Genomic DNA, 18622 nt, shown 5'->3' on the forward strand with positions numbered 1-18622 from the left:
TCAGGTAATTAGAGTCCGGATTCTAGCCCAGCACCGGGGCGGTGGCTTGACCGACATCAGTCGCAAGCGGCGCTCTGGCCGTACGAATACGTATGCAGCACAAACGGACACGCCGCCCGGAGGCGGCGTGTCGCGGACGCTCGGGCGGGGCGGATCAGCCGCCGCGGGCGTGGTTGCGGATCTGCGCGTCCACCGCGGCGATGGCGGTCATGTTGACCACGCGGCGCGCCGTGGAGGCCGGGGTCAGGATGTGCGCCGGCTTGTCCAGGCCCATCAGGATCGGGCCGATGGCCACGCCGTCGGTCATCACCCGGGTCATGTTGTAGGTGATGTTGGCTGCGTCCAGGTTGGGCATCACGAACAGGTTGGGCCGGCCCTTGAGCGTGGTGTTGGGGAACACGCGGTGGCGCAGCTCCTCGTCCCACGCGGTGTCGGCCATCATCTCGCCGTCGATCTCCAGCTTGGGCACGCGCGCCTTGATCAGCTGGTAGGCCTTGCGCATCTTGGCCGCCGAGGCGTTGTCGTGGCTGCCGAAGTTGCTGTGCGACAGCAGCGCCACCTTGGGCTCGATGCCGAACAGCTTGAGGCGGTAGCTGGCCTGCAGCGTGGCTTCGGCGATCTGCTCGGCGCTGGGGTCGACCTGCACGTGGGTGTCGAGGAAGAACCACACGCCCTTGTCGTTGATCACGCCGGTCATCGCCGCCGTGCCCTGCACGCCGCGGTCGAAGTCGAACACGCTGCGCAGGTAGCCCAGCTTCTTGTGGAAACGCCCGACCAGGCCGCAGATCATCGCGTCGGCTTCGCCACGTTCGACCATCAGCGCGGCAATCAGCGTGGGCCGCGAGCGCAGCAGGTTCTTCGCCGCCGCCGGGGTCACGCCGCGGCGCTCGGTCAGCGCGTGGTACGACTGCCAGTAGTCGTTGAAGCGCGGGTCGTCGTTGATGTTGGTCAGCTCGAAATCCACGCCCGGGCGCATGCGCAGGGCCAGGCGCTCGATGCGGCTTTCGATCACCTCCGGGCGGCCGATCAGGATCGGGTGCGCCAGGCCTTCGTCGATCACCGTCTGCACCGCGCGCAGCACGGTCTCTTCCTCGCCCTCGGCGTAGACCACGCGCTGCTTGTCGGCGCGAGCGCGGTCGTACACCGGCTTCATGATCAGGCCGGTGCGGTGGATGAACGTGCCCAGCTTCTCCTCGTACGCCGCCATGTCGGTGATCGGTCGCGTGGCCACGCCGGACTCCATCGCCGCCTTGGCCACGGCCGGCGCCAGCACCACCAGCAGGCGCGGGTCGAACGGGCGCGGAATCAGGTAGTCGGCGCCGAACTTCGGCACTTCCTCGCCGTAGGCGGCGCCCAGGTCGGAGGCCTCCATCCGTGCCAGCTGCGCGATGGCGCGCACGCAGGCCAGCTTCATCGCCTCGTTGATGCCGGTGGCGCCCACGTCCAGCGCGCCGCGGAAGATGTAGGGGAAGCACAGCGCGTTGTTGACCTGGTTCGGGTAGTCCGAACGGCCGGTGGCGATGATGCAGTCCGGGCGCACGCGCTTGGCGTCTTCCGGCAGGATCTCCGGGTGCGGGTTGGCCAGCGCCAGGATGACCGGCTTGTCGGCCATCGCAGCGACCATCTCCGGCTTGAGGATGCCGCCGGCCGACAGGCCGAGGAACACATCGGCGCCTTCGACGATTTCGGCCAGCGTGCGCGCGGCGGTGTCGCGGGCGTAGCGCGCCTTGTCCGGGTCCAGGTTGGGACGGCCGGCGTAGATGACGCCGTCGCGGTCGAAGGCAGTGATGTTCTCCTTCTTCACGCCCAGCGCGACCAGCATGTCCAGGCAGGCGATGCCGGCCGCGCCGGCGCCGGTGGTGGCGACCTTGACGCTGCCGATGTCCTTGCCCACCACTTCCAGCGCGTTGAGCACGGCGCTGCCGACGATGATCGCGGTGCCGTGCTGGTCGTCGTGGAAGACGGGGATGTTCATCCGCTCGCGCAGCTTGCGCTCCACGATGAAGCACTCCGGCGCCTTGATGTCCTCGAGGTTGATGCCGCCGAAGGTGGGCTCGAGGCTGGCGATGATGTCGACCAGCTTGTCGGGGTCCTTTTCATCGACTTCGATGTCGAACACGTCGATGCCGGCGAACTTCTGGAACAGCACGCCCTTGCCTTCCATGACCGGCTTGCCGGCCAGCGGGCCGATATCGCCCAGGCCCAGCACGGCGGTGCCGTTGCTGATCACCGCCACCAGGTTGCCGCGCGCGGTGTAGTCGCTGGCGGTGGTGGGGTCGGCGGCGATCTCCTCGCAGGCGTAGGCGACCCCGGGCGAGTAGGCGAGCGCAAGGTCGCGCTGGGTCACCATCGGCTTGGTGGCGGTGACCTTGATCTTGCCGGGGGGAGACAGGCGGTGGTATTCGAGTGCCGCCTGTTTCAGATCGTCGTGGTTGGACATGGTTCCATGAGGGGGACGGGTGGACGGTCGATTCTAGCCCCACCGGGCGACCACTACCCGCAAGGAATCCACAATACGGTCATGGATCGTGGAAAGCCGCCTCCTCGGGCACGCTTTCCAGGCGGATGCGGTTGGCGAACAGCGAGAACGCCAGCATCCCCGCCAGGCCGTTGGCGCGTTCCACCCAGCGAGGCAGCCAGCGCGCCGGCAGCAGCACGCCGGCCTCGAACAGCGGCGCGAAACGCTGCACGTCCACCAGCGTCATCTTGCCGGCGAACAGCCAGCGCCCCAGGTGCAGTTTCTGTTGGCGCAGCGCCCAGCGGAAGAAAGTGTGCACGTCCACCAGCCCGCGCAGGTACACGGTGTCCTTGGTGAAGGCATGGCCACCGTGGGTGGGCACGCCGCGGAACACGCGCTGTGCCGAGGCGAAGCTGTCCTCCGGCGTCTGCCCGGCCGCGAGGAAGTAGTGGAACACCTGCACGAAGTCGGCGCCGTCCAATGCCATCGCCACCGCTTCGATACGCAGGCTGATGCGTTTCATGCGGCCGATGTCGATGTTGCCGGTGATCTGCTCGGCAAACGTCGCCAGCCCTTCCTGCGTGGCGGTGATGCGCGGCGACGACAGCGACAGGCTGGGCAGCACGGTCTGGTGGCGGCCGTTGAGCGCGGTGAGCGAATGCACGAAGGCCTCGTGCTGCAGCAACTGCTGGCGGTCGTAGTCGCGGAAGGCGGCGCCATGGCGCAGGCGGATGCGGGTGGCGCCGGCGGCAGCCTTGGCGATCAGGTCGGGGTCGAGCACCACCTCAATCATGCGGCCATCGAAGAACTCGTCCAGATCGCGTTGCAGTTGCAGCTGCAGCGCGGTGGCGGAGATTTCGACGTGTTCGCTCGGCGCCATCAACTCACGGTCGAGCTCGTTGGCGATCTCGATGAAGTGGTGCGCCGCCTCGCGGGTGGTGGGGCCATTGCCGGGCAAGGCCTCGGCCGGGCCGCCGTACAGCTCCAGCGAGTGGCCGGTGACTTCGTCAGTGCCCAGCGCCTCCATCATCGCCGCGGCGGTGCACCAACTGCGCGCCGACTCGGCGACGTACTGGCCCAGCGGGTGGGTCTCGTCGGCCTCCTCGGCGATCAGGTCGAGTTCGTGCCGGGTTTCGGTGAAGTCGCGGCGCGGGTAGTCGATCTGCGGCAGGTAGTGCTGGCCGCGCGCATGCGCATCGAGGAAACGCATTTCCTCGCCGGCCGGCCAACTGGCCATGGCGAGGATGCGGATGCCCTTGGCGGCCTTGACCAGCCGCGCGTCGAGGGCGGCGTGGTGGTGCACCTCGGGCGGAAAGTGCGTGGTGTCCACGGTGTGGTTTTCGACCTTTACCGCGCCAGCGTCAAGCACTCAGTGACGCCCGTATTTGTCGTCCAGACGCTTGTTGAGCGCTTTGCCCAGCACCTTTTCCTCGGCCTTCTGCGCGCGGCGGTTGGCCAGGCGGTTGGCGGCGCCGGCCACTTCGCCGCTGAGCTTGAGGTAGTTGGCGAAGCGCTGGGCATCCAGCGTGCCGGCGGCAATCGCGGCCTGCACCGCGCAGCCCGGCTCCTTGCCGTGGCGGCAGTCGCGGAACTTGCACTGCTCGGCCAACGCCTCGACGTCGGCGAAGTTCTCCGCCACGTCCTCTTCGCCGGTGGGCTTGAGCTCGCGCATGCCCGGCGTGTCGATCATGCAGGCGCCCGACGGCAGCGGCAGCAGCGCGCGGTAGGTGGTGGTGTGGCGGCCACGCGAATCGTGCGCGCGCACCGCACTGGTCTTCATCCGTTCCTCGCCCAGCAGGGTGTTGGTGAGGGTGGACTTGCCGGCGCCGGACGAGCCGACCAGCACCGCCGTGCGCCCCGGCTGCAACCACGGGGCCAGCTGGGCCACGCTGGCAGGATCCTTGGCGTTGACCGTGCACACGGCCACGCCCTGCTCGGCCAGCATGGCGCGGGTCGCATCGGCTTCCGGCGCGGTGGACGGGTCGGCCGCGGCCAGGTCGGCCTTGGTCAGCACCACCACCGGCTCGGCGCCGCCGCGCACCAGCAGCAGGTAGCGCTCGATGCGTCGCGGGTTGAAGTCCAGGTCCAGGCCGCAGACCACGAACACGGTGTCGACGTTGGCCGCGATCAGCTGTTGGCGGTAGTGCTCGCCGGCGGCGCCGCGCTTGATGCTGGTGCGGCGCGGCAGCAGCGCCACGATCTGCGGCTTGTGGTTGGCCAGGTCCTGGATCAGCACCCAGTCGCCGACGCCGGCCCGCTGCTCGGGCGGAAAGCGCGGGCGCTGCCATTCGGGCAGGGATTCCACGCCGAAGGTGCACTCGGGGCCGTCGGCGACCACGTAACCGCTGCGGTGTTGCTCCACCACCCGGGCCGGGCGGGCCTGGGAATGCTGCGCCATCGCCTCGCGCCAGGCCACGGGTTCCGGCTGGCCGTCGGCGGCCAGGGGCCAGCCGATTGCCTGCAGGGCGGTGGTCTCAGGGCTCAAGCGGTGCGGGCGTGGGTGGTCATGGCGCGATTCTAGACCAGCGGCGGGGTCGCCGCCGTGGCCGAGGGCGCCCTGCCTCCCCCTGAACCATCACGAACAATGCGCCCTTCACGGCAAATTCTGCCGTAAAGGTCCGCAAATTCGAAAAATTTTCGGCTAATCTGCACCTCCCACCTCACGCGCCCACCCTGCAATGTCCCCGCCCAGCCTGAAGACCCGCGACCGCCTCTCCGAAGTCCGTTACGAAATCCGCGGAGAGCTGGCCCGGCGAGCCCGGGAGCTGGAGGGCCAGGGACGCAAGCAGATCAAGCTCAACATCGGCAACCCGGGTGCATTCGGGTTCCGCGCGCCGGAACACCTGCAGCGCGCCATCGCCGACCAGATCGCCCGCACCGACCCGTACACGCACCAGCAGGGCCTGCCGGCCGCGCGCGAGGCCGTGGCCCGCTTCTACAAGGAGCGCGGCACGCCCAATGCCTCGCCGGAGCGCGTGTTCGTCGGCAACGGCGTCAGCGAGCTGATCGACCTGTCGCTGCGCGCGCTGCTCAACCCCGGCGACGAGGTGCTGCTGCCTTCGCCCGACTACCCGCTGTGGAGCGCCGCGACCATCCTCAACGACGGCCGCCCGGTGTACTACAGCTGCCTGCCGGAGAACGGCTTCCTGCCCGACCCGGAGGAGATCGAGTCGCTGGTGTCCTCGCGCACCCGCGCGATCGTGCTGATCAACCCCAACAACCCCACCGGCGCGGTGTACCCGCGCGAGCTGCTGCAGAAGATCGTCGCCGTCGCGGCCCGGCACGGCCTGCTGATCATGGCCGACGAGATCTACGACTCCATCACCTACGACGGGGCGAAGTTCGAGCCGATCGCGCCACTCGCGGGCGAGATTCCGTGCCTGTCGTTCGGCGGCCTGTCGAAGGTGCACCGCGCCTGCGGCTGGCGCGTGGGTTGGGCGGTGCTGTCCGGCGACCCGCTGGCCAGCGGCGACTACCACCACGCCATGGACCTGCTGGGCGCGCTGCGCCTGTGCGCCAACGTGCCCGGCCAGTTCGCCATCGAGGCGGCGCTGCACGGCGAGGACACCATAACCCCGCTGTGCGAGCCGGGTGGCCGCCTGTACGAGGCGCGCCGCGCGGTGGTCGAGGCGGTGGCCGCCAGCAAGCACCTCACCCTGGTCGAACCGGCGGGCGCGCTGTACGCGTTCCCGGGCGTGGTCGGCCCGGCGGCACAGGGCTTTGACGACCACCAGTTCGCGCTGGAACTGCTGGAAACCGAGGACGTGCTGGTGGTGCCGGGCTCCAGCTTCAACGTGCCCTACCGCAACCATTTCCGCGTGACCCTGCTGCCGGAACCGGCCGACGTGCGCGAGGTGTTCACCCGCATCGAGCGCGTGCTTGACCGCCACGCCGAGCGGGCCCAGACCGGGGAGTTGCGCGCGATCGCGTGAGGCGCACCGGCGGCTGAGCCGTGCGGGTGCGCGTCGCCTCGTTCCCGCGCGGCACACCCACGCCGCGGGCGGCTACCATCACCCCATCGCCCTCGCCCGAGCCCCGCATGGCCACCGACCCGAATGCCCTGACCTACCTCGCCCTGGGCGACAGCTACACCATCGGCGAGGGCGTGGCCCCCGGCGACCGTTGGCCGGTGCGCCTGACCCTGGCCCTGCGTGAGGAAGGCGTGCCGCTGGAGTTCCCGCGCACCATCGCCGCCACCGGCTGGACCACCGACGAGCTGATGACCGCGATGGACCTGGCGCAACCGCCGCTGGGCGAATACGACTTCGTCAGCCTGCTGATCGGCGTCAACAACCAGTACCGCGACCGCAGTTGCGCCGACTACGCCGGCGAATTCGCCGAGGTGCTGGAGCGCGCGGTGCGGCATGCGCGCGGCCGCGCCGATCGCGTGCTGGTGCTGTCGATCCCGGACTGGGGCGTGACCCCGTTCGCCGCCGACCAGGGCCGCGACTGCGCCCGTGTCGCCTGCGAACTGGACGACTACAACGCCGCCGCGCGCGCGGCCTGCGAAGCGCGGGGCGTGGCCTTCGTCGACATCACCGACATCAACCGCCAGCGCGGCGCCGAAGCGGGCATGCTGGCCGACGATGGCCTGCATCCGTCGGCGGCGATGTACGCCGAATGGGCGGCGCTGGCGCTACCGGCTGCCAGGAGCCTGCTGGCCAAGCGCTGAGCGGGGCGCGCCCCGTTTCGCGGCATCCCGCAATCCGCGTGAGTTACGCGGGCAACACCGTGCGATAGCCCTGGGCGTCCAGCCGCTGCAACAACAGCGCCAGCATGGCGACGTTGTGGCCGTGCGGCGCACCCTCGTGCATCAACACGATCGCACCGGGGGCGAGGTCGCGCTCGATCCGCGCCACCACCCGTTCGGGGTCGGCGGCCACGCCGTCGTAGCCACGCGCGCTCCATGCCACGCGGGTCAGCCCGTGCGGCTTCAACGCCGCGGAGACGAACGGGTTGGCCATGCCCACCACCGCGCGGAACCAGCGCGGCGGCCGTCCGGTGAGGTCGGTGAGGGCACGTTGGCAGCGATCCACCTCGTGGCGCATTCGCACCGGGCCCAACGCCCAGAACCACGCGGCCGGGTGGCCCATGCTGTGGTTGCCGATGCCGTGGCCGCGGCGGACGATCTCGCGCACCAGCGCCGGCTGCTTCACCGCGCGCGCGCCGACCAGGAAGAACGTGGCCTTGGCCCCGTGGGCATCCAACAGGTCCAGCATCGCCGGGGTGTCGGCCGAAGGGCCGTCGTCGATGGTCAGCCAGACCTCGCGCTCGCGCGTGGGCAGGCGCGTCAGCACCGGGCCCAGCACGCGCGAGCCGGGCCGGAAGGTGCCCCACAGCAGCAGGCCGTGGCTGAGCAGCCACACCGGCAGCATCGCCAGCCAGCCGGCGGACCACCACACCGCCAACAGCAACACCTGCGAGCCCCCGAACCACAACAGCCACAGGTGCGGGAATACGGGCGGACGGCGGACGGAGGCGGCTGACATGGGTCAAATGATCGCATGCGGGTTCAGCGTCCCTGTAGCGACGTGGGGCGTAAAATGAAGCATTCCCCCGCCTGATGGATCCCGCCATGTCGCTCGACCCCGCCCTGCGCGCCCGCATCGAATCGCTGCTGGCCGCCAACAACATCGTCCTGTTCATGAAGGGCGAGCCCAGCGCTCCGCAGTGTGGGTTCTCCGCCAAGGCGGTGGGCGCGCTCTCGGCCGTCGGCGTGGACTACGCGCACGTCAACGTGCTGGCCGACGCGGAGATCCGCGAGGGCATCAAGGTCTTTGGTGAGTGGCCGACGATCCCGCAGCTGTACATCGGCGGCGAGCTGGTGGGCGGCAGCGACATCATCGAGCAGATGGTCAACTCCGGCGAGCTGTACACCGTGCTGGGCCTGTCCCAGCCCGACCGCACCCCGCCCAGCATCACCATCACCCCGGCCGCTGCGCAGATGCTGCGCGAGGCGGTGGCCAACGCCGGCGAAGGCTATGCCCTGCAGGTGGAGGTTGACCCGCGCTTCAACGCCCGCCTGCAGCTGGCCCCGAAGGACACCAACGCCATCGCGGTGGAGCAGGACGGCGTCCGCGCCCAGTTCGACCTGGCCAGCGCGCGCCGCGCCGAAGGCCTGACCATCGACTGGGTGGATGACGCGCGTGGCCGCGGCCTGGTGATCGAGAACCCCAACGCGCCGGCCAAGGTGCGCGAGCTGTCGCCCGCCGAGACAGCGGCGCAGGTCGCCGACGGCACGCTGACCCTGGTGGACGTGCGTCCGTTCGACGAGCGGATGATGGCTTCGGTGCGCGAGCCGTTCTCATCGTTCGACGATGGCGGCATGGCCGCGCTGGAAGCGCTGCCGAAGGACACGCCGTTGGCGTTCCTGTGCCACCACGGCGGTCGCAGCCAGCAGGCGGCGGAGCACTTCCGTGGCCTGGGCTTCACCCGCCTGTTCAACGTCACCGGCGGCATCGACGCCTGGGCGACCGAGGTCGACCCGAGCATCGGCCGTTACTGATGGCTGCGCGGGCCGGCTAGGCCGTGCCCGCTTCCGCTTCCAGCTCCTCCGGCTCGGCCTCGCCGAGCTGGGTTTCCAGTTCGGCAGCCCACTGCAGGGTCAGGCTCTCCAGCGTGACCGCGTGGATCAGCGGGCGGATCGCCCCACCGCCGTAGGACTGTGCGATGAAGCGCGCGTGCCGCTCGCGGAAGGCGAGCCACGCGCGGTGCGCCTCGTCGAAGGCGGCCAGGTCGCCGCCGCCCAACTGCGGGCGCAACTGTGCAATTGCCACCGCCAATCGTGATTCGGCTGCAGCCACGCCCGATTCCGCCTGGCGGTTGATCGCCGCCACTTCCTCGCCATGGCGGGCCACCACCTCGGCCTGGGTGAAATAACGGTCGGCGATGCGCGCGGCCGTCTCGGCCTGGCCCAACAGGTGCTGCTCGAAGCGGCGCAGGGCCTCCAGGTCGAGGTTGGCGTTCTCCAGCCCCAGCTTGAGCGACAGCAGCTTCTGGTGGCGATCGATGGCCTCGGCGGCGCCGCGCCGTTCCACGCGCCGCTGCACGAAATAGAACACCCAGGTCAGCGCCGCGCCCAGCAGCAGGTAGATGGCCTTGTCCATGGTCTTCTCCTCCCCAATCAACGGCACCCAGTGTGCCGCGAGAGCGTCGCAGGCACTGCGATGGCGGCCGCTACTCGTCGAAGCGCAGGTGCCGCACCGACTTGCCGTTGCGGCGGATCAGCTTCAGCGCCTCGATCCCCACCTGGATGTGGTTCTCCACGTACTCCGCGCTGACCTTGGCATCGCTGGCCTCGGTCTTCACCCCTTCCGGGATCATCGGCTGGTCGGACACCAGCAGCAGCGCGCCGCAGGGGATCCGGTTGGCGAAGCCGGCGGCGAACACGGTGGCGGTCTCCATGTCGATGGCCATGCAGCGCATCGCCCGCAGCCGCTCCTTGAACGCCTCGTCGTGCTCCCACACGCGGCGGTTGGTGGTGTACACCGTGCCGGTCCAGTAGTCGTGACCCAGGTCGCGGATCATGGTGGACACGGCGCGCTGCAGCGCGAACGCGGGCAGCGCGGGCACCTGCGCGGGCAGGTAGTCGTCGCTGGTGCCCTCGCCGCGGATCGCCGCGATCGGCAGCACCAGGTCGCCCAGCTGGTTCTTGCGCTTGAGCCCGCCGCACTTGCCCAGGAACAGCACCGCCTTGGGGCTGATCGCCGACAGCAAGTCCATCATCGTGGCCGCGTTGGGGCTGCCCATGCCGAAGTTGATCATGGTGATGCCGTCGGCGGTGGCGCTGGGCATCGGGCGGTCCAGGCCCACCACCTCGGCACCGGTGAGCCGGGCGAAGTGGTGCAGATAGCCGCCGAAATTGGTGAGCAGGACGTGCTCGCCAAAGCCGTCGAGGGGCACGCCGGTGTAGCGCGGCAGCCAGTTGTCGACGATCTCGTTCTTGCTCTTCATTCTTTCCTCGTCTCGTCTCGTCTCGTCGTGCTTTGCGCATTCTGTCACCGGCCATGACGATCGTCATGGTTGGCAGGGCGCCACCCGCCCGCTAGGGTGCGGAACGGGTCCGCGGTTCGCGTGGGCCCGCGTCTGATCCAGGGGGATTCCGCACCATGTCCACACCCAGCACCGCCGTGCTTGCCGCGGCGCTTGCCGCCACCTTGGCCTGCGGCAACGCACTGGCCGCCTCCGCGCCCAAGTCGCGCTTCGTCGCCGACCCCTACCCCAGCACCTACCAGGTGGTCGCCGCGCCGCCAGTGCTGATCAGCAACGCCACCGTGCTCACCGGCACCGGCACGCGCCTGGACGGCACCGACGTGCTGCTGCAGGACGGCCGGATCGTCGCGGTGGGCACTGGCCTGCAGGCGCCCGCCAACGCGGTGCGCGTGGACGGCAGCGGCAAGTGGGTCACCCCGGGCATCATCGACGTGCACTCGCACCTGGGCGTGTACCCCAGTCCGGGCGTGGCCGCGCACAGCGACGGCAACGAGATGACCGCGCCGGTCACCGCCGCGGTGTGGGCCGAGCATTCGGTGTGGCCGCAGGACCCGGGCTTCGCCACCGCGCTGGCCGGCGGCGTGACCAGCCTGCAGGTGCTGCCGGGCTCGGCCAACCTGATCGGCGGCCGCGGCGTCACCTTGAAGAACGTACCCGCCACCAGCTACCAGGGGATGAAGTTCCCCGGCGCGCCGTGGGGCCTGAAGATGGCCTGCGGCGAGAACCCCAAGCGCGTGTACGGGGGCAAGGCCGGCCCCGCCACGCGCATGGGCAACGTGGCCGGCTACCGCGCGGCATTCATCGATGCCAGCGAGTACCTGCGCAAGAACGCCCCCAAGCCACCGAAGAAGAAGCACTGGTGGGAGTCGTCCAACGGCGACAAGGCCGACAGCGACAAGGACACCGGCGGCAAGCGCGACCTCAAGCTGGACACGCTGGCCGGCGCCATCAACGGCGACATCATGGTGCACATCCACTGCTACCGCGCCGACGAGATGACCACCATGCTCGACCTGGCCAAGGAATTCGGCTTCAAGGTGGCCGCGTTCCACCACGGCGTGGAGGCGTACAAGATCGCTGACCGCCTGGCACAGGAAGGCACCTGCGGTGCGCTCTGGGCTGACTGGTGGGGCTTCAAGATGGAGGCCTTCGACGGCATCCAGGAGAACATCGCGCTGGTCGATCGGCCGGCGGACAGCTGCGCCATCGTCCATTCCGACTCCAGCGAAGGCATCCAGCGCCTCAACCAGGAGGCGGCCAAGGTGATGGCGCACGCGCGCCTGGCCGGCATGGACATCGCGCCCGAGCGCGCGATCCGCTGGCTGACGCAGAACGCGGCCAAGTCGCTGGGCATCCTCGACCAGACCGGCACGCTGGAGCCGGGCAAGATGGCCGACGTGGTGCTGTGGAACGGCAATCCCTTCAGCGTGTATGCCAAGGCCGAGCAGGTCTACATCGACGGCGCGCGCATGTATGACCGCAATGACCCGGCGCGACAGCCGCACTCCGATTTCATGCTGGGCCAGGGTGCAACCGATGGAGGTGCCCGATGAACCGCCGCGTCTTGAACCGCTCGTTGCTTGCAGTGGGCCTGTTCGTGGCAACGTTCGGCGCGTCCGCACGCGACGTGCTGATCCGCAATGCCACGGTCCACACGGCCGGTGCGCAGGGCACGCTGCATCACGCCGACGTGCTGGTCGGTGGCGGCAAGGTGCGGGCCGTGGGCACCGGGCTCACCGCGCCGGCGGGCGCCGAAGTGATCGACGCACAGGGCCGCCCGCTGACCCCGACGCTGTTCGGCGGGATCACCGAGATCGGCCTGGAGGAGGTTTCCGGCGAACGCGCCACCGTCGACCAGGCGCTGGCGCTGGGCAAGGGCGGCGAGATGTCGGTACGTCCCGAGTTCGACGTGACGCTGGCCTTCAACCCCGAGTCGGTGGTGATTCCGGTGAGCCGCGTCGAGGGCATCGGCTGGACCCTGCTGGGTGCCAACGCCACGCAGGGCGGCTCGCTGATCGGTGGCCAGGGTGCGGTGGTGCGACTCGACGGCGGCCCCGACCCGGTGGGGCCGAAGGTGTTGTTCGTGAAACTGGGCAGCGAGGCGTCCGGGCTGACCGGCAATTCGCGCGCGGGCCAGTGGATGATCCTCGACCAGCTGATCGACGAGGTGCGCGGCCGTATCGCCCCGGGCTCGCACGCGGCGTTGCTGACCCCGGCCGGCCGTGCGGCGCTGGCGCGCTACCTCGATGGTGGCGGCCGCGTGGTGGTGCAGGTGCACCGTGCCGCCGACATCCGCCAGTTGCTGCGTTGGGCGGGCCGGCACAAGGTGCGCGTCGCGGTCGCAGGCGGCGCGGAAGCATGGAAGCTGGCGCCGCAACTGGCGGCCGCCAAGGTGCCGGTGTTCGTGGACCCGCTGGCCAACCTGCCGTCGGACTTCGACAGCATCGGCGCCAGCCTGGAGAACGCCGCCCGGCTGCGTGCGGCGGGCGTAGCCGTCGGCTTCACCCAGGCTGGCGACGCCTCGCACCACGCGCGCAAGATGCGCCAGCTGGCCGGCAACGCGGTGGCTGCGGGCCTGCCCTGGGAGGATGGACTGGCGGGACTGACCCGGATCCCGGCCGAGGCCTTTGGCGTGGCCGATGAGCTGGGCCGCATCGCCCCGGGCCAGCGCGCCGATCTGGTGCTGTGGAGCGGCGACCCGCTGGAGGTCAACAGCGTCGCGCTGCAGGTGTGGATGGACGGCCAGTCCATCCCGATGCGCAGCCGCCAGACCGAACTGCGTGACCGCTACCTGCGTGCGGTGCCGTCCGCCGAACAGGGCGGTCTGCCGCGCGCCTACCCGTCGGCCGCCGGCATCCGCTGACGATCGGCGTGCCCGTCCCGCCCCTTGCAGGCGGGACGGGACGGCGGGTGGGCGAACGGATCGTCGTTGGCCGACTGCGGCCCGTTGCGGCCGACGTCAGACCTGCTAGCGTGGCCTGCCTTTTCACCGGAGCCCACCATGCCCCCGATGCCCACCGACCTCAATTGGCTGGCGATCCTGGCCGCCACCGCCTCCAGCTTCGTGCTGGGCGGGCTGTGGTACGGACCGCTGTTCAAGAAGGCCTGGTGCCGCGAGGCCGGCATCGATCCGGATGCTGCGCCGCAACACCAAGGCCGGGTCTTTGCCACCGCCATCGTCTGTGCCCTGCTCTCGGCCACGGTGTTCTCCACCCTGTTGCCGACTACGGCGACGGCGGTGGATGGCTTCGGCGTGGGCTTCGTGGTCGGCCTGTTCTTCGTGGCGATGAGCTTCGGCATCAATTACGCCTTCGCCCAGCGCAGCCTGAAGCTGTGGATGATCGACGGCGGCTACCACATCGTGCAGTTCGTCCTGTTCGGGGTGATCCTCGGCGCCTGGGGCTGAGCCCGCGGCCCGCCCCCCGGATTGTTGCGTCCGGACGCGCCCTGCGCCCCCGTTTTTCCGGCTATGCTTGGCGCAAAATCCGCCAAAGAGCGGTTATCCAGCAAGTGGGGAGGGTGTGATGCGTATTGGACTTGTGGTCGATTCGGCCTGCGATCTGCCGAAGGCGTTCCTGGATCAACACAACTTCACCATCCTGCCAATCACCGTCCGCATCGGCGAGGCGGTGCTGGCCGATCACCGCGATGAGCAGGCGACGCTGGAGTTCCTGCACTCGCACGTGGCCACGCGCGGCCACGAAGCCGAGACGATGCCATTCACGGTGCAACAGATCCACGATCTGTTCCTGGGCCGGTTGGTGATCGATTACGACTACGTGTTCTGCATGACGATCACGAAGACGCGCAGCCCGATCTTCGACAACGCCAGCCAGGCGAGTTTCTCGATCCTCAACGACTACCGCCCGATCCGCGCGGCGGCCGGGCATGACACGCCGTTCGCGCTGCGCGTGATCGACACGCAGAACCTGTTCGCCGCACAGGGCGTGCTGGCAGTGGAGGCCGCGCGACTGGTCGCCGCTGGCGAAGGTGCGCCGAAGATCCGCGCACGGCTGGAACACCTGGCACTGCACACACAGGGCTACCTGATCCCGCCGGACCTGTACTACCTGCGTAATCGCGCGCGCACCAAGGGCGACCGCAGCGTGGGCCTGCTCAGCGCCGCGCTGGGCACGGCGCTGGACATCAAGCCGGTGCTGCACTGCAACCGTGGCGAAACCGGGCCGGCCGCGAAGATCAAGGGCTTCGAGCCGGCGGTGCAGAAGACGCTGGAGCATGTGGCACGGCGGGTGGAAGCCGGTGACCTGCTGACGCCGACGGTGTGCATGAGTTACGGCGGCGAACTGGAAGAGCTGCACCGCCTGCCGGGCTACGAAAACCTGCGCGCGGCGTGCCGGGCGAACAACGTCGAGTTCTTCGAGAGCGTCATGAGCCTGACCGGCATGGTCAACGTGGGCAAGGGCGCGGTGGTGGTCGGTTTCGCCGCCGAAGGGCAGAAGTTCAGCGGCTGACCCTCCGGTGATGGCCCGGCACTGCGCGCGGGCCATCGCATCACATAGGACTCGTGGGTTGGCATGCCCGCGCTCCCGTGACCGGGACTTTCTACCTACAGCCACGCGCCGCCACGCCGGGTAGGCTGGGGGCTTTGCCCGCCTGCGTGGTTCTTCGATGACCTCCAACCGTTGCCTGCTCGCCGTCGCGCTCGCCAGCGCGATCTCCCTCCACGTGGCCGCGCCCGCCCGCGCGCAGCAGCCGCAACCCGAGGCCAAGGAGCAGGCCGACAAGGATAAGGACAAGGTCCAGCTTGAGCAGGACGCGCTCGACCCAGCAGGCAACGACCCGGCCAAGGCCCCTGCGCAGAGCGCCAAGGGCCGCGCCAAGCCCGGCGAGGACGCTGACAAGAAGAAGTGGGATGTCACCGCCGCGCACGGCCAGACCAAGCCGGTGCGTTTCGAGACCGACGAAGGCACGTGGATGGACGTGGACGTGTCGCCCGACGGCCGCCAGATCGCGTTCTCGCTGCTCGGCGATCTGTATCGCATGCCGATCACCGGCGGCGCCGCCACGCGCGTGACCAGCGGCCCGGCCTGGGACGTGCAGCCGCGCTTCTCGCCCGACGGCAAGGAGCTGGCGTTCACCTCCGACCGCGGCGGCGGCAACAACCTGTGGCGCGTGCCGGCATCGGGGATGGCCGCCGACGGCAGCAACGCCACGCAGGTGACCAAGGAAGATTTCCGCCTGCTCAACAACCCGGCGTGGACGCCGGACGGGCAGTTCCTGATCGGCCGCAAGCACTTCACCGGCGAGCGTTCGCTGGGCGCGGGCGAGCTGTGGCTGTACCACGTCAGTGGCGGCGGCGGCGTGCAGCTGACCAAGCAGAAGAACGACCAGCAGGACCTGGGCGAACCGGCGGTGTCGCCGGATGGGCGCTACGTGTATTTCTCCGAGGACGTCAGCCCCGGCCCGACCTTCCAGTACAACAAGAACCCGCATGCGGTGATCTACGCACTCAAGCGCCTGGACCGCGAGAGCGGCAAGATCGACACGCTGGTCGCCACCCCGGGCGGCGCGGTGCGCCCGCAACCGTCGCCGGATGGCAAGTCGCTGGCGTTCGTGAAGCGCATCCGCGACAAGTCGGTGCTGCACGTGCTCGACCTGTCCAGCGGTGAGGCGCGCCCGGTGTGGGACGGCCTCTCGCACGACCAGCAGGAAGCGTGGGCGATCTTCGGCCCGTACAGCAATTTCGACTGGACGCCGGACTCCAAGGCCGTGGTGGTATGGGCGCAAGGCAAGCTATGGCGCGTGGACATGGCCAGCGGAAAGCCCTCCAACATCCCGTTCACCGCGCAGGTGGAGCAGACCGTCACCGCGCCGCTGCGCTTCGAGCAGAAGATCGACGAAGGCATGTTCGCGCCGAAGATGATCCGCGACGTGGCGACCAGCGCCGACGGCAAGACGCTGGTCTTCCACGCGGTCGGCCAGCTGTGGCGCAAGCGCCTGCCCGACGGCAAGCCAGAGCGCCTGACCGCCAACGACGGCGTGTACGAGTACCAGCCCAGCTTCAGCGCCGACGGACGCAAACTGCTGTACACCACGTGGTCGGACGCGGGCATGGGCGCGATCTACGTGCGCGATGCCGGCGGCAGCGGGCTGGGCAAGCGCCTGACGCAGGAGAAGGGCTTCTACTACGGCCCGCGCTTCTCGCCGGACGGCTCGCGCATCGTGTACAGCAAGACCGGCGGCGGCGGCCTGACCGGCTCGATGTGGTCGGGCGACAAGGGCATCTACGTGATGCCGGCCGGCGGCGGCAAGGCGGTGCGCCTGGCCGACAGCGGTGAGTCGCCGCAGTTCAGCGCAGACGGCAAGCGCGTGTATTTCCTCACCGGCGGCGGGCTGAAGAAGAAGCTGATGTCGGTCGGCCTCAACGGCGAGGAGCCGCGCGAGGTATACGACCTCAAGTACGTCGATGGCGTCAGCATCAGCCCGGACGGCAAGTGGGTCGCTTTCACCGAGCTGTTCAACGCCTACGTGGCGCCGCTGGTGACCACCGGCAAGGCGGTGGAGCTCGGCAAGGACAGCAAGGCGGTGCCGGTGACCGCGGTCAGCGCGGACGTCGGCAGCTACCTGCACTGGTCAGCCGACTCGAAGTCGCTGCACTGGATGGTGGGCGACCGCTACTACTCGCGACCGCTCAACCAGGCGTTCGCGTTCCTGCCGGGCGCGCCGAAGGAGCTGCCCAAGCCGACCACCGACGGCGGCATTGCGGTGGGCCTGAGCGTTGCGGTGGATAAGCCGCGCGATGTGGTCGCGTTCACCAACGCACGCATCGTCACCATGCGCGATGCCGAGCGCAGCCAGGAAGTGATCGAGAACGGCACGCTGGTGGTGCGCGGCGACGTGATCGAAGCGGTTGGCGCAGGCGTGGCCGTGCCGGCCGGCGCACGCGTGATCGACGCGCGCGGCAAGACCATCGTGCCGGGCTACGTGGACGCGCACGCGCACGCGGCGCATTTCGGCCAGGGCGTGGTGCCGCAGCAGAACTGGGCGTACTACACCAACCTCGCGTTTGGCGTGACCACCATGCACGACCCGTCGGCCACCACCGAGTTCGTGTTCTCCGAGAGCGAGCTGCAGAAGGCCGGCAAGATGGTCGGCCCGCGCGTGTTCTCCACCGGCACGATCCTGTATGGCGCCGATGGCGACTTCAAGGCGGTGGTCAATTCGCTGGACGACGCGCGCAGCCACCTGCGCCGGATGAAGGCGCACGGCGCGTTCAGCGTGAAGAGCTACAACCAACCGCGCCGTGACCAGCGCCAGCAGATCAACACCGCCGCGCGCGAGCTGGGCATGCTGGTGGTGGAGGAAGGCGGCAGCACCTTCCACCACAACATGACCATGGTGCTGGATGGCGTGACCGGCATCGAGCACAACATCCCGGTGGCGCCGCTGTACAAGGACGTGGTGGGCCTGTGGTCGCAGACCGACGTGCGCAACACGCCGACGCTGGTGGTGAGCTACGGTGGCCTGTCGGGCGAGTACTGGTGGTATGCGCGCGACAACGTGTGGGAGGACAAGAAGCTCAACCGCTTTTTCCCGCGCGAGACGCTGGACGCGCGCAGCATTCGCCGTGAGACCGCGCCGGACTGGGATTACTGGCACATCGAGGTGGCCAAGTCGGCGAAGAAACTGCGCGACGCAGGCGTCAAGATCCAGGTCGGTGGCCACGGCCAGCTGCAGGGTCTGTCGCCCAACTGGGAGACGTGGATGCTGACCCAGGGCGGCTTCAGCAACTTCGAGGCGCTGCGCGCGGCGACCTTCGACGGTGCCGACTACCTCGGGCTGGGCAAGCAGATCGGTTCGCTGGAAGTGGGCAAGCAGGCCGACCTGGTGGTGCTCAACAGCAACCCGCTGGAGAACATCCGCGCCACCATCGACACCCGCTACGTGATGGTCGATGGCCGCCTGTTCGACGTGGACGCGGACATGGCCGAAGTCGGCAACCGTGGCGAGAAGGCGCCGAACTTCTACTGGCAGCGCCACCGCGACGGGCAGACCTTCGGGCTGGAGTACGGGCCAACGGCGGTGTGCCATTGCCCGAAGGGTCATGGCGCGCACGTGCACCTGGACTGATCATCGGCGACGTTACTGACGCCACAAGCAATCCCCGGGCCTGCCGGCCCGGGGGAAACCGCGCGGGAGTATCCGACGATC

Annotated in this window: 14 protein-coding genes; 8 read left to right on the plus strand and 6 right to left on the minus strand. The window is 69.3% G+C overall.

Translation table 11 applies throughout. The features are described 5' to 3' along the window. Positions 1-154: 154 nt before the first annotated feature. The 3 genes from N800_RS08735 to rsgA all read right to left on the minus strand — a co-directional run bounded on the left by N800_RS08735 (position 155) and on the right by rsgA (position 4943). Entirely contained in the window at positions 155-2440 is a 2286-nt protein-coding gene (locus N800_RS08735) for an NADP-dependent malic enzyme (RefSeq protein ID WP_036137125.1), read from the minus strand. A gap of 79 nt (positions 2441-2519) precedes the next feature. Further along, positions 2520-3788: a flavohemoglobin expression-modulating QEGLA motif protein gene (locus N800_RS08740; protein WP_036137262.1), complete on the minus strand. Its 1269-nt coding sequence runs from the start codon at positions 3786-3788 to the stop codon at positions 2520-2522. Positions 3789-3827: 39 nt separating this feature from the next. Continuing rightward, positions 3828-4943 (minus strand): ribosome small subunit-dependent GTPase A, encoded by a 1116-nt coding sequence (rsgA, locus tag N800_RS08745; protein ID WP_052108098.1) that lies wholly within the window; start codon positions 4941-4943, stop codon positions 3828-3830. A gap of 193 nt (positions 4944-5136) precedes the next feature. Here rsgA and N800_RS08750 point away from each other — a divergent pair, with 193 nt between their 5' ends. Beyond that, entirely contained in the window at positions 5137-6390 is a 1254-nt protein-coding gene (locus N800_RS08750; RefSeq protein ID WP_036137127.1) for a pyridoxal phosphate-dependent aminotransferase, read from the plus strand. A gap of 107 nt (positions 6391-6497) precedes the next feature. Then, positions 6498-7130, plus strand: coding sequence for an SGNH/GDSL hydrolase family protein (locus N800_RS08755; protein ID WP_036137130.1), 633 nt, complete (start codon positions 6498-6500; stop codon positions 7128-7130). Between the two features lie 43 nt (positions 7131-7173). Here N800_RS08755 and N800_RS08760 read toward each other — a convergent pair whose 3' ends face one another. Beyond that, on the minus strand, positions 7174-7947 hold the full coding sequence (locus N800_RS08760) for a polysaccharide deacetylase family protein (RefSeq protein ID WP_036137133.1): 774 nt from the start codon (positions 7945-7947) through the stop codon (positions 7174-7176). Positions 7948-8033: 86 nt separating this feature from the next. Between N800_RS08760 and grxD the strand changes: the two genes are divergently transcribed. Continuing rightward, the gene (grxD, locus tag N800_RS08765) at positions 8034-8963 is read left to right on the plus strand and encodes a Grx4 family monothiol glutaredoxin (protein ID WP_036137267.1); all 930 of its coding nucleotides are present in this window, start codon (positions 8034-8036) and stop codon (positions 8961-8963) included. Positions 8964-8979: 16 nt separating this feature from the next. On the opposite strand, the gene N800_RS08770 is transcribed toward grxD, so the two are convergent. Continuing rightward, positions 8980-9564, minus strand: a complete 585-nt coding sequence (locus N800_RS08770) for a lysozyme inhibitor LprI family protein (protein ID WP_036137136.1) — start codon at positions 9562-9564, stop codon at positions 8980-8982. 70 nt (positions 9565-9634) lie between these two features. Further along, entirely contained in the window at positions 9635-10411 is a 777-nt protein-coding gene (locus tag N800_RS08775; RefSeq protein WP_036137138.1) for an AMP nucleosidase, read from the minus strand. Between the two features lie 155 nt (positions 10412-10566). Here N800_RS08775 and N800_RS08780 point away from each other — a divergent pair, with 155 nt between their 5' ends. The 5 genes from N800_RS08780 to N800_RS08800 all read left to right on the plus strand — a co-directional run bounded on the left by N800_RS08780 (position 10567) and on the right by N800_RS08800 (position 18541). Further along, entirely contained in the window at positions 10567-12003 is a 1437-nt protein-coding gene (locus N800_RS08780) for an amidohydrolase (protein WP_036137140.1), read from the plus strand. Then, positions 12000-13313 (plus strand): amidohydrolase family protein, encoded by a 1314-nt coding sequence (locus N800_RS08785; protein ID WP_036137143.1) that lies wholly within the window; start codon positions 12000-12002, stop codon positions 13311-13313. The genes N800_RS08780 and N800_RS08785 overlap by 4 nt, the downstream gene beginning before the upstream one ends. Before the next feature lie 138 nt (positions 13314-13451). After that, positions 13452-13856, plus strand: a complete 405-nt coding sequence (locus N800_RS08790) for a DUF1761 domain-containing protein (RefSeq protein ID WP_036137146.1) — start codon at positions 13452-13454, stop codon at positions 13854-13856. Between the two features lie 118 nt (positions 13857-13974). Continuing rightward, positions 13975-14922, plus strand: coding sequence for a DegV family protein (locus tag N800_RS08795; RefSeq protein ID WP_036137149.1), 948 nt, complete (start codon positions 13975-13977; stop codon positions 14920-14922). A gap of 157 nt (positions 14923-15079) precedes the next feature. Further along, entirely contained in the window at positions 15080-18541 is a 3462-nt protein-coding gene (locus tag N800_RS08800; protein WP_084087391.1) for an amidohydrolase family protein, read from the plus strand. The last annotated feature ends 81 nt before the right edge of the window (positions 18542-18622 follow it).

This window comes from Lysobacter daejeonensis GH1-9, assembly GCF_000768355.1.
Lineage (GTDB): Bacteria > Pseudomonadota > Gammaproteobacteria > Xanthomonadales > Xanthomonadaceae > Aerolutibacter > Aerolutibacter daejeonensis.

Excerpts from the sequence above, each read along its gene's own strand:
- N800_RS08750 (WP_036137127.1), top strand. The coding sequence starts at position 5,137 with ATGTCCCCGCCCAGCCTGAAGACCCGCGACCGCCTCTCCGAAGTCCGT.
- N800_RS08785 (WP_036137143.1), top strand. The coding sequence starts at position 12,000 with ATGAACCGCCGCGTCTTGAACCGCTCGTTGCTTGCAGTGGGCCTGTTC.
- N800_RS08795 (WP_036137149.1), top strand. The coding sequence starts at position 13,975 with ATGCGTATTGGACTTGTGGTCGATTCGGCCTGCGATCTGCCGAAGGCG.
- N800_RS08760 (WP_036137133.1), bottom strand. The coding sequence starts at position 7,947 with ATGTCAGCCGCCTCCGTCCGCCGTCCGCCCGTATTCCCGCACCTGTGG.
- N800_RS08780 (WP_036137140.1), top strand. The coding sequence starts at position 10,567 with ATGTCCACACCCAGCACCGCCGTGCTTGCCGCGGCGCTTGCCGCCACC.
- N800_RS08800 (WP_084087391.1), top strand. The coding sequence starts at position 15,080 with ATGACCTCCAACCGTTGCCTGCTCGCCGTCGCGCTCGCCAGCGCGATC.
- N800_RS08775 (WP_036137138.1), bottom strand. The coding sequence starts at position 10,411 with ATGAAGAGCAAGAACGAGATCGTCGACAACTGGCTGCCGCGCTACACC.
- N800_RS08735 (WP_036137125.1), bottom strand. The coding sequence starts at position 2,440 with ATGTCCAACCACGACGATCTGAAACAGGCGGCACTCGAATACCACCGC.
- N800_RS08770 (WP_036137136.1), bottom strand. The coding sequence starts at position 9,564 with ATGGACAAGGCCATCTACCTGCTGCTGGGCGCGGCGCTGACCTGGGTG.
- grxD (WP_036137267.1), top strand. The coding sequence starts at position 8,034 with ATGTCGCTCGACCCCGCCCTGCGCGCCCGCATCGAATCGCTGCTGGCC.
- N800_RS08755 (WP_036137130.1), top strand. The coding sequence starts at position 6,498 with ATGGCCACCGACCCGAATGCCCTGACCTACCTCGCCCTGGGCGACAGC.
- N800_RS08790 (WP_036137146.1), top strand. The coding sequence starts at position 13,452 with ATGCCCCCGATGCCCACCGACCTCAATTGGCTGGCGATCCTGGCCGCC.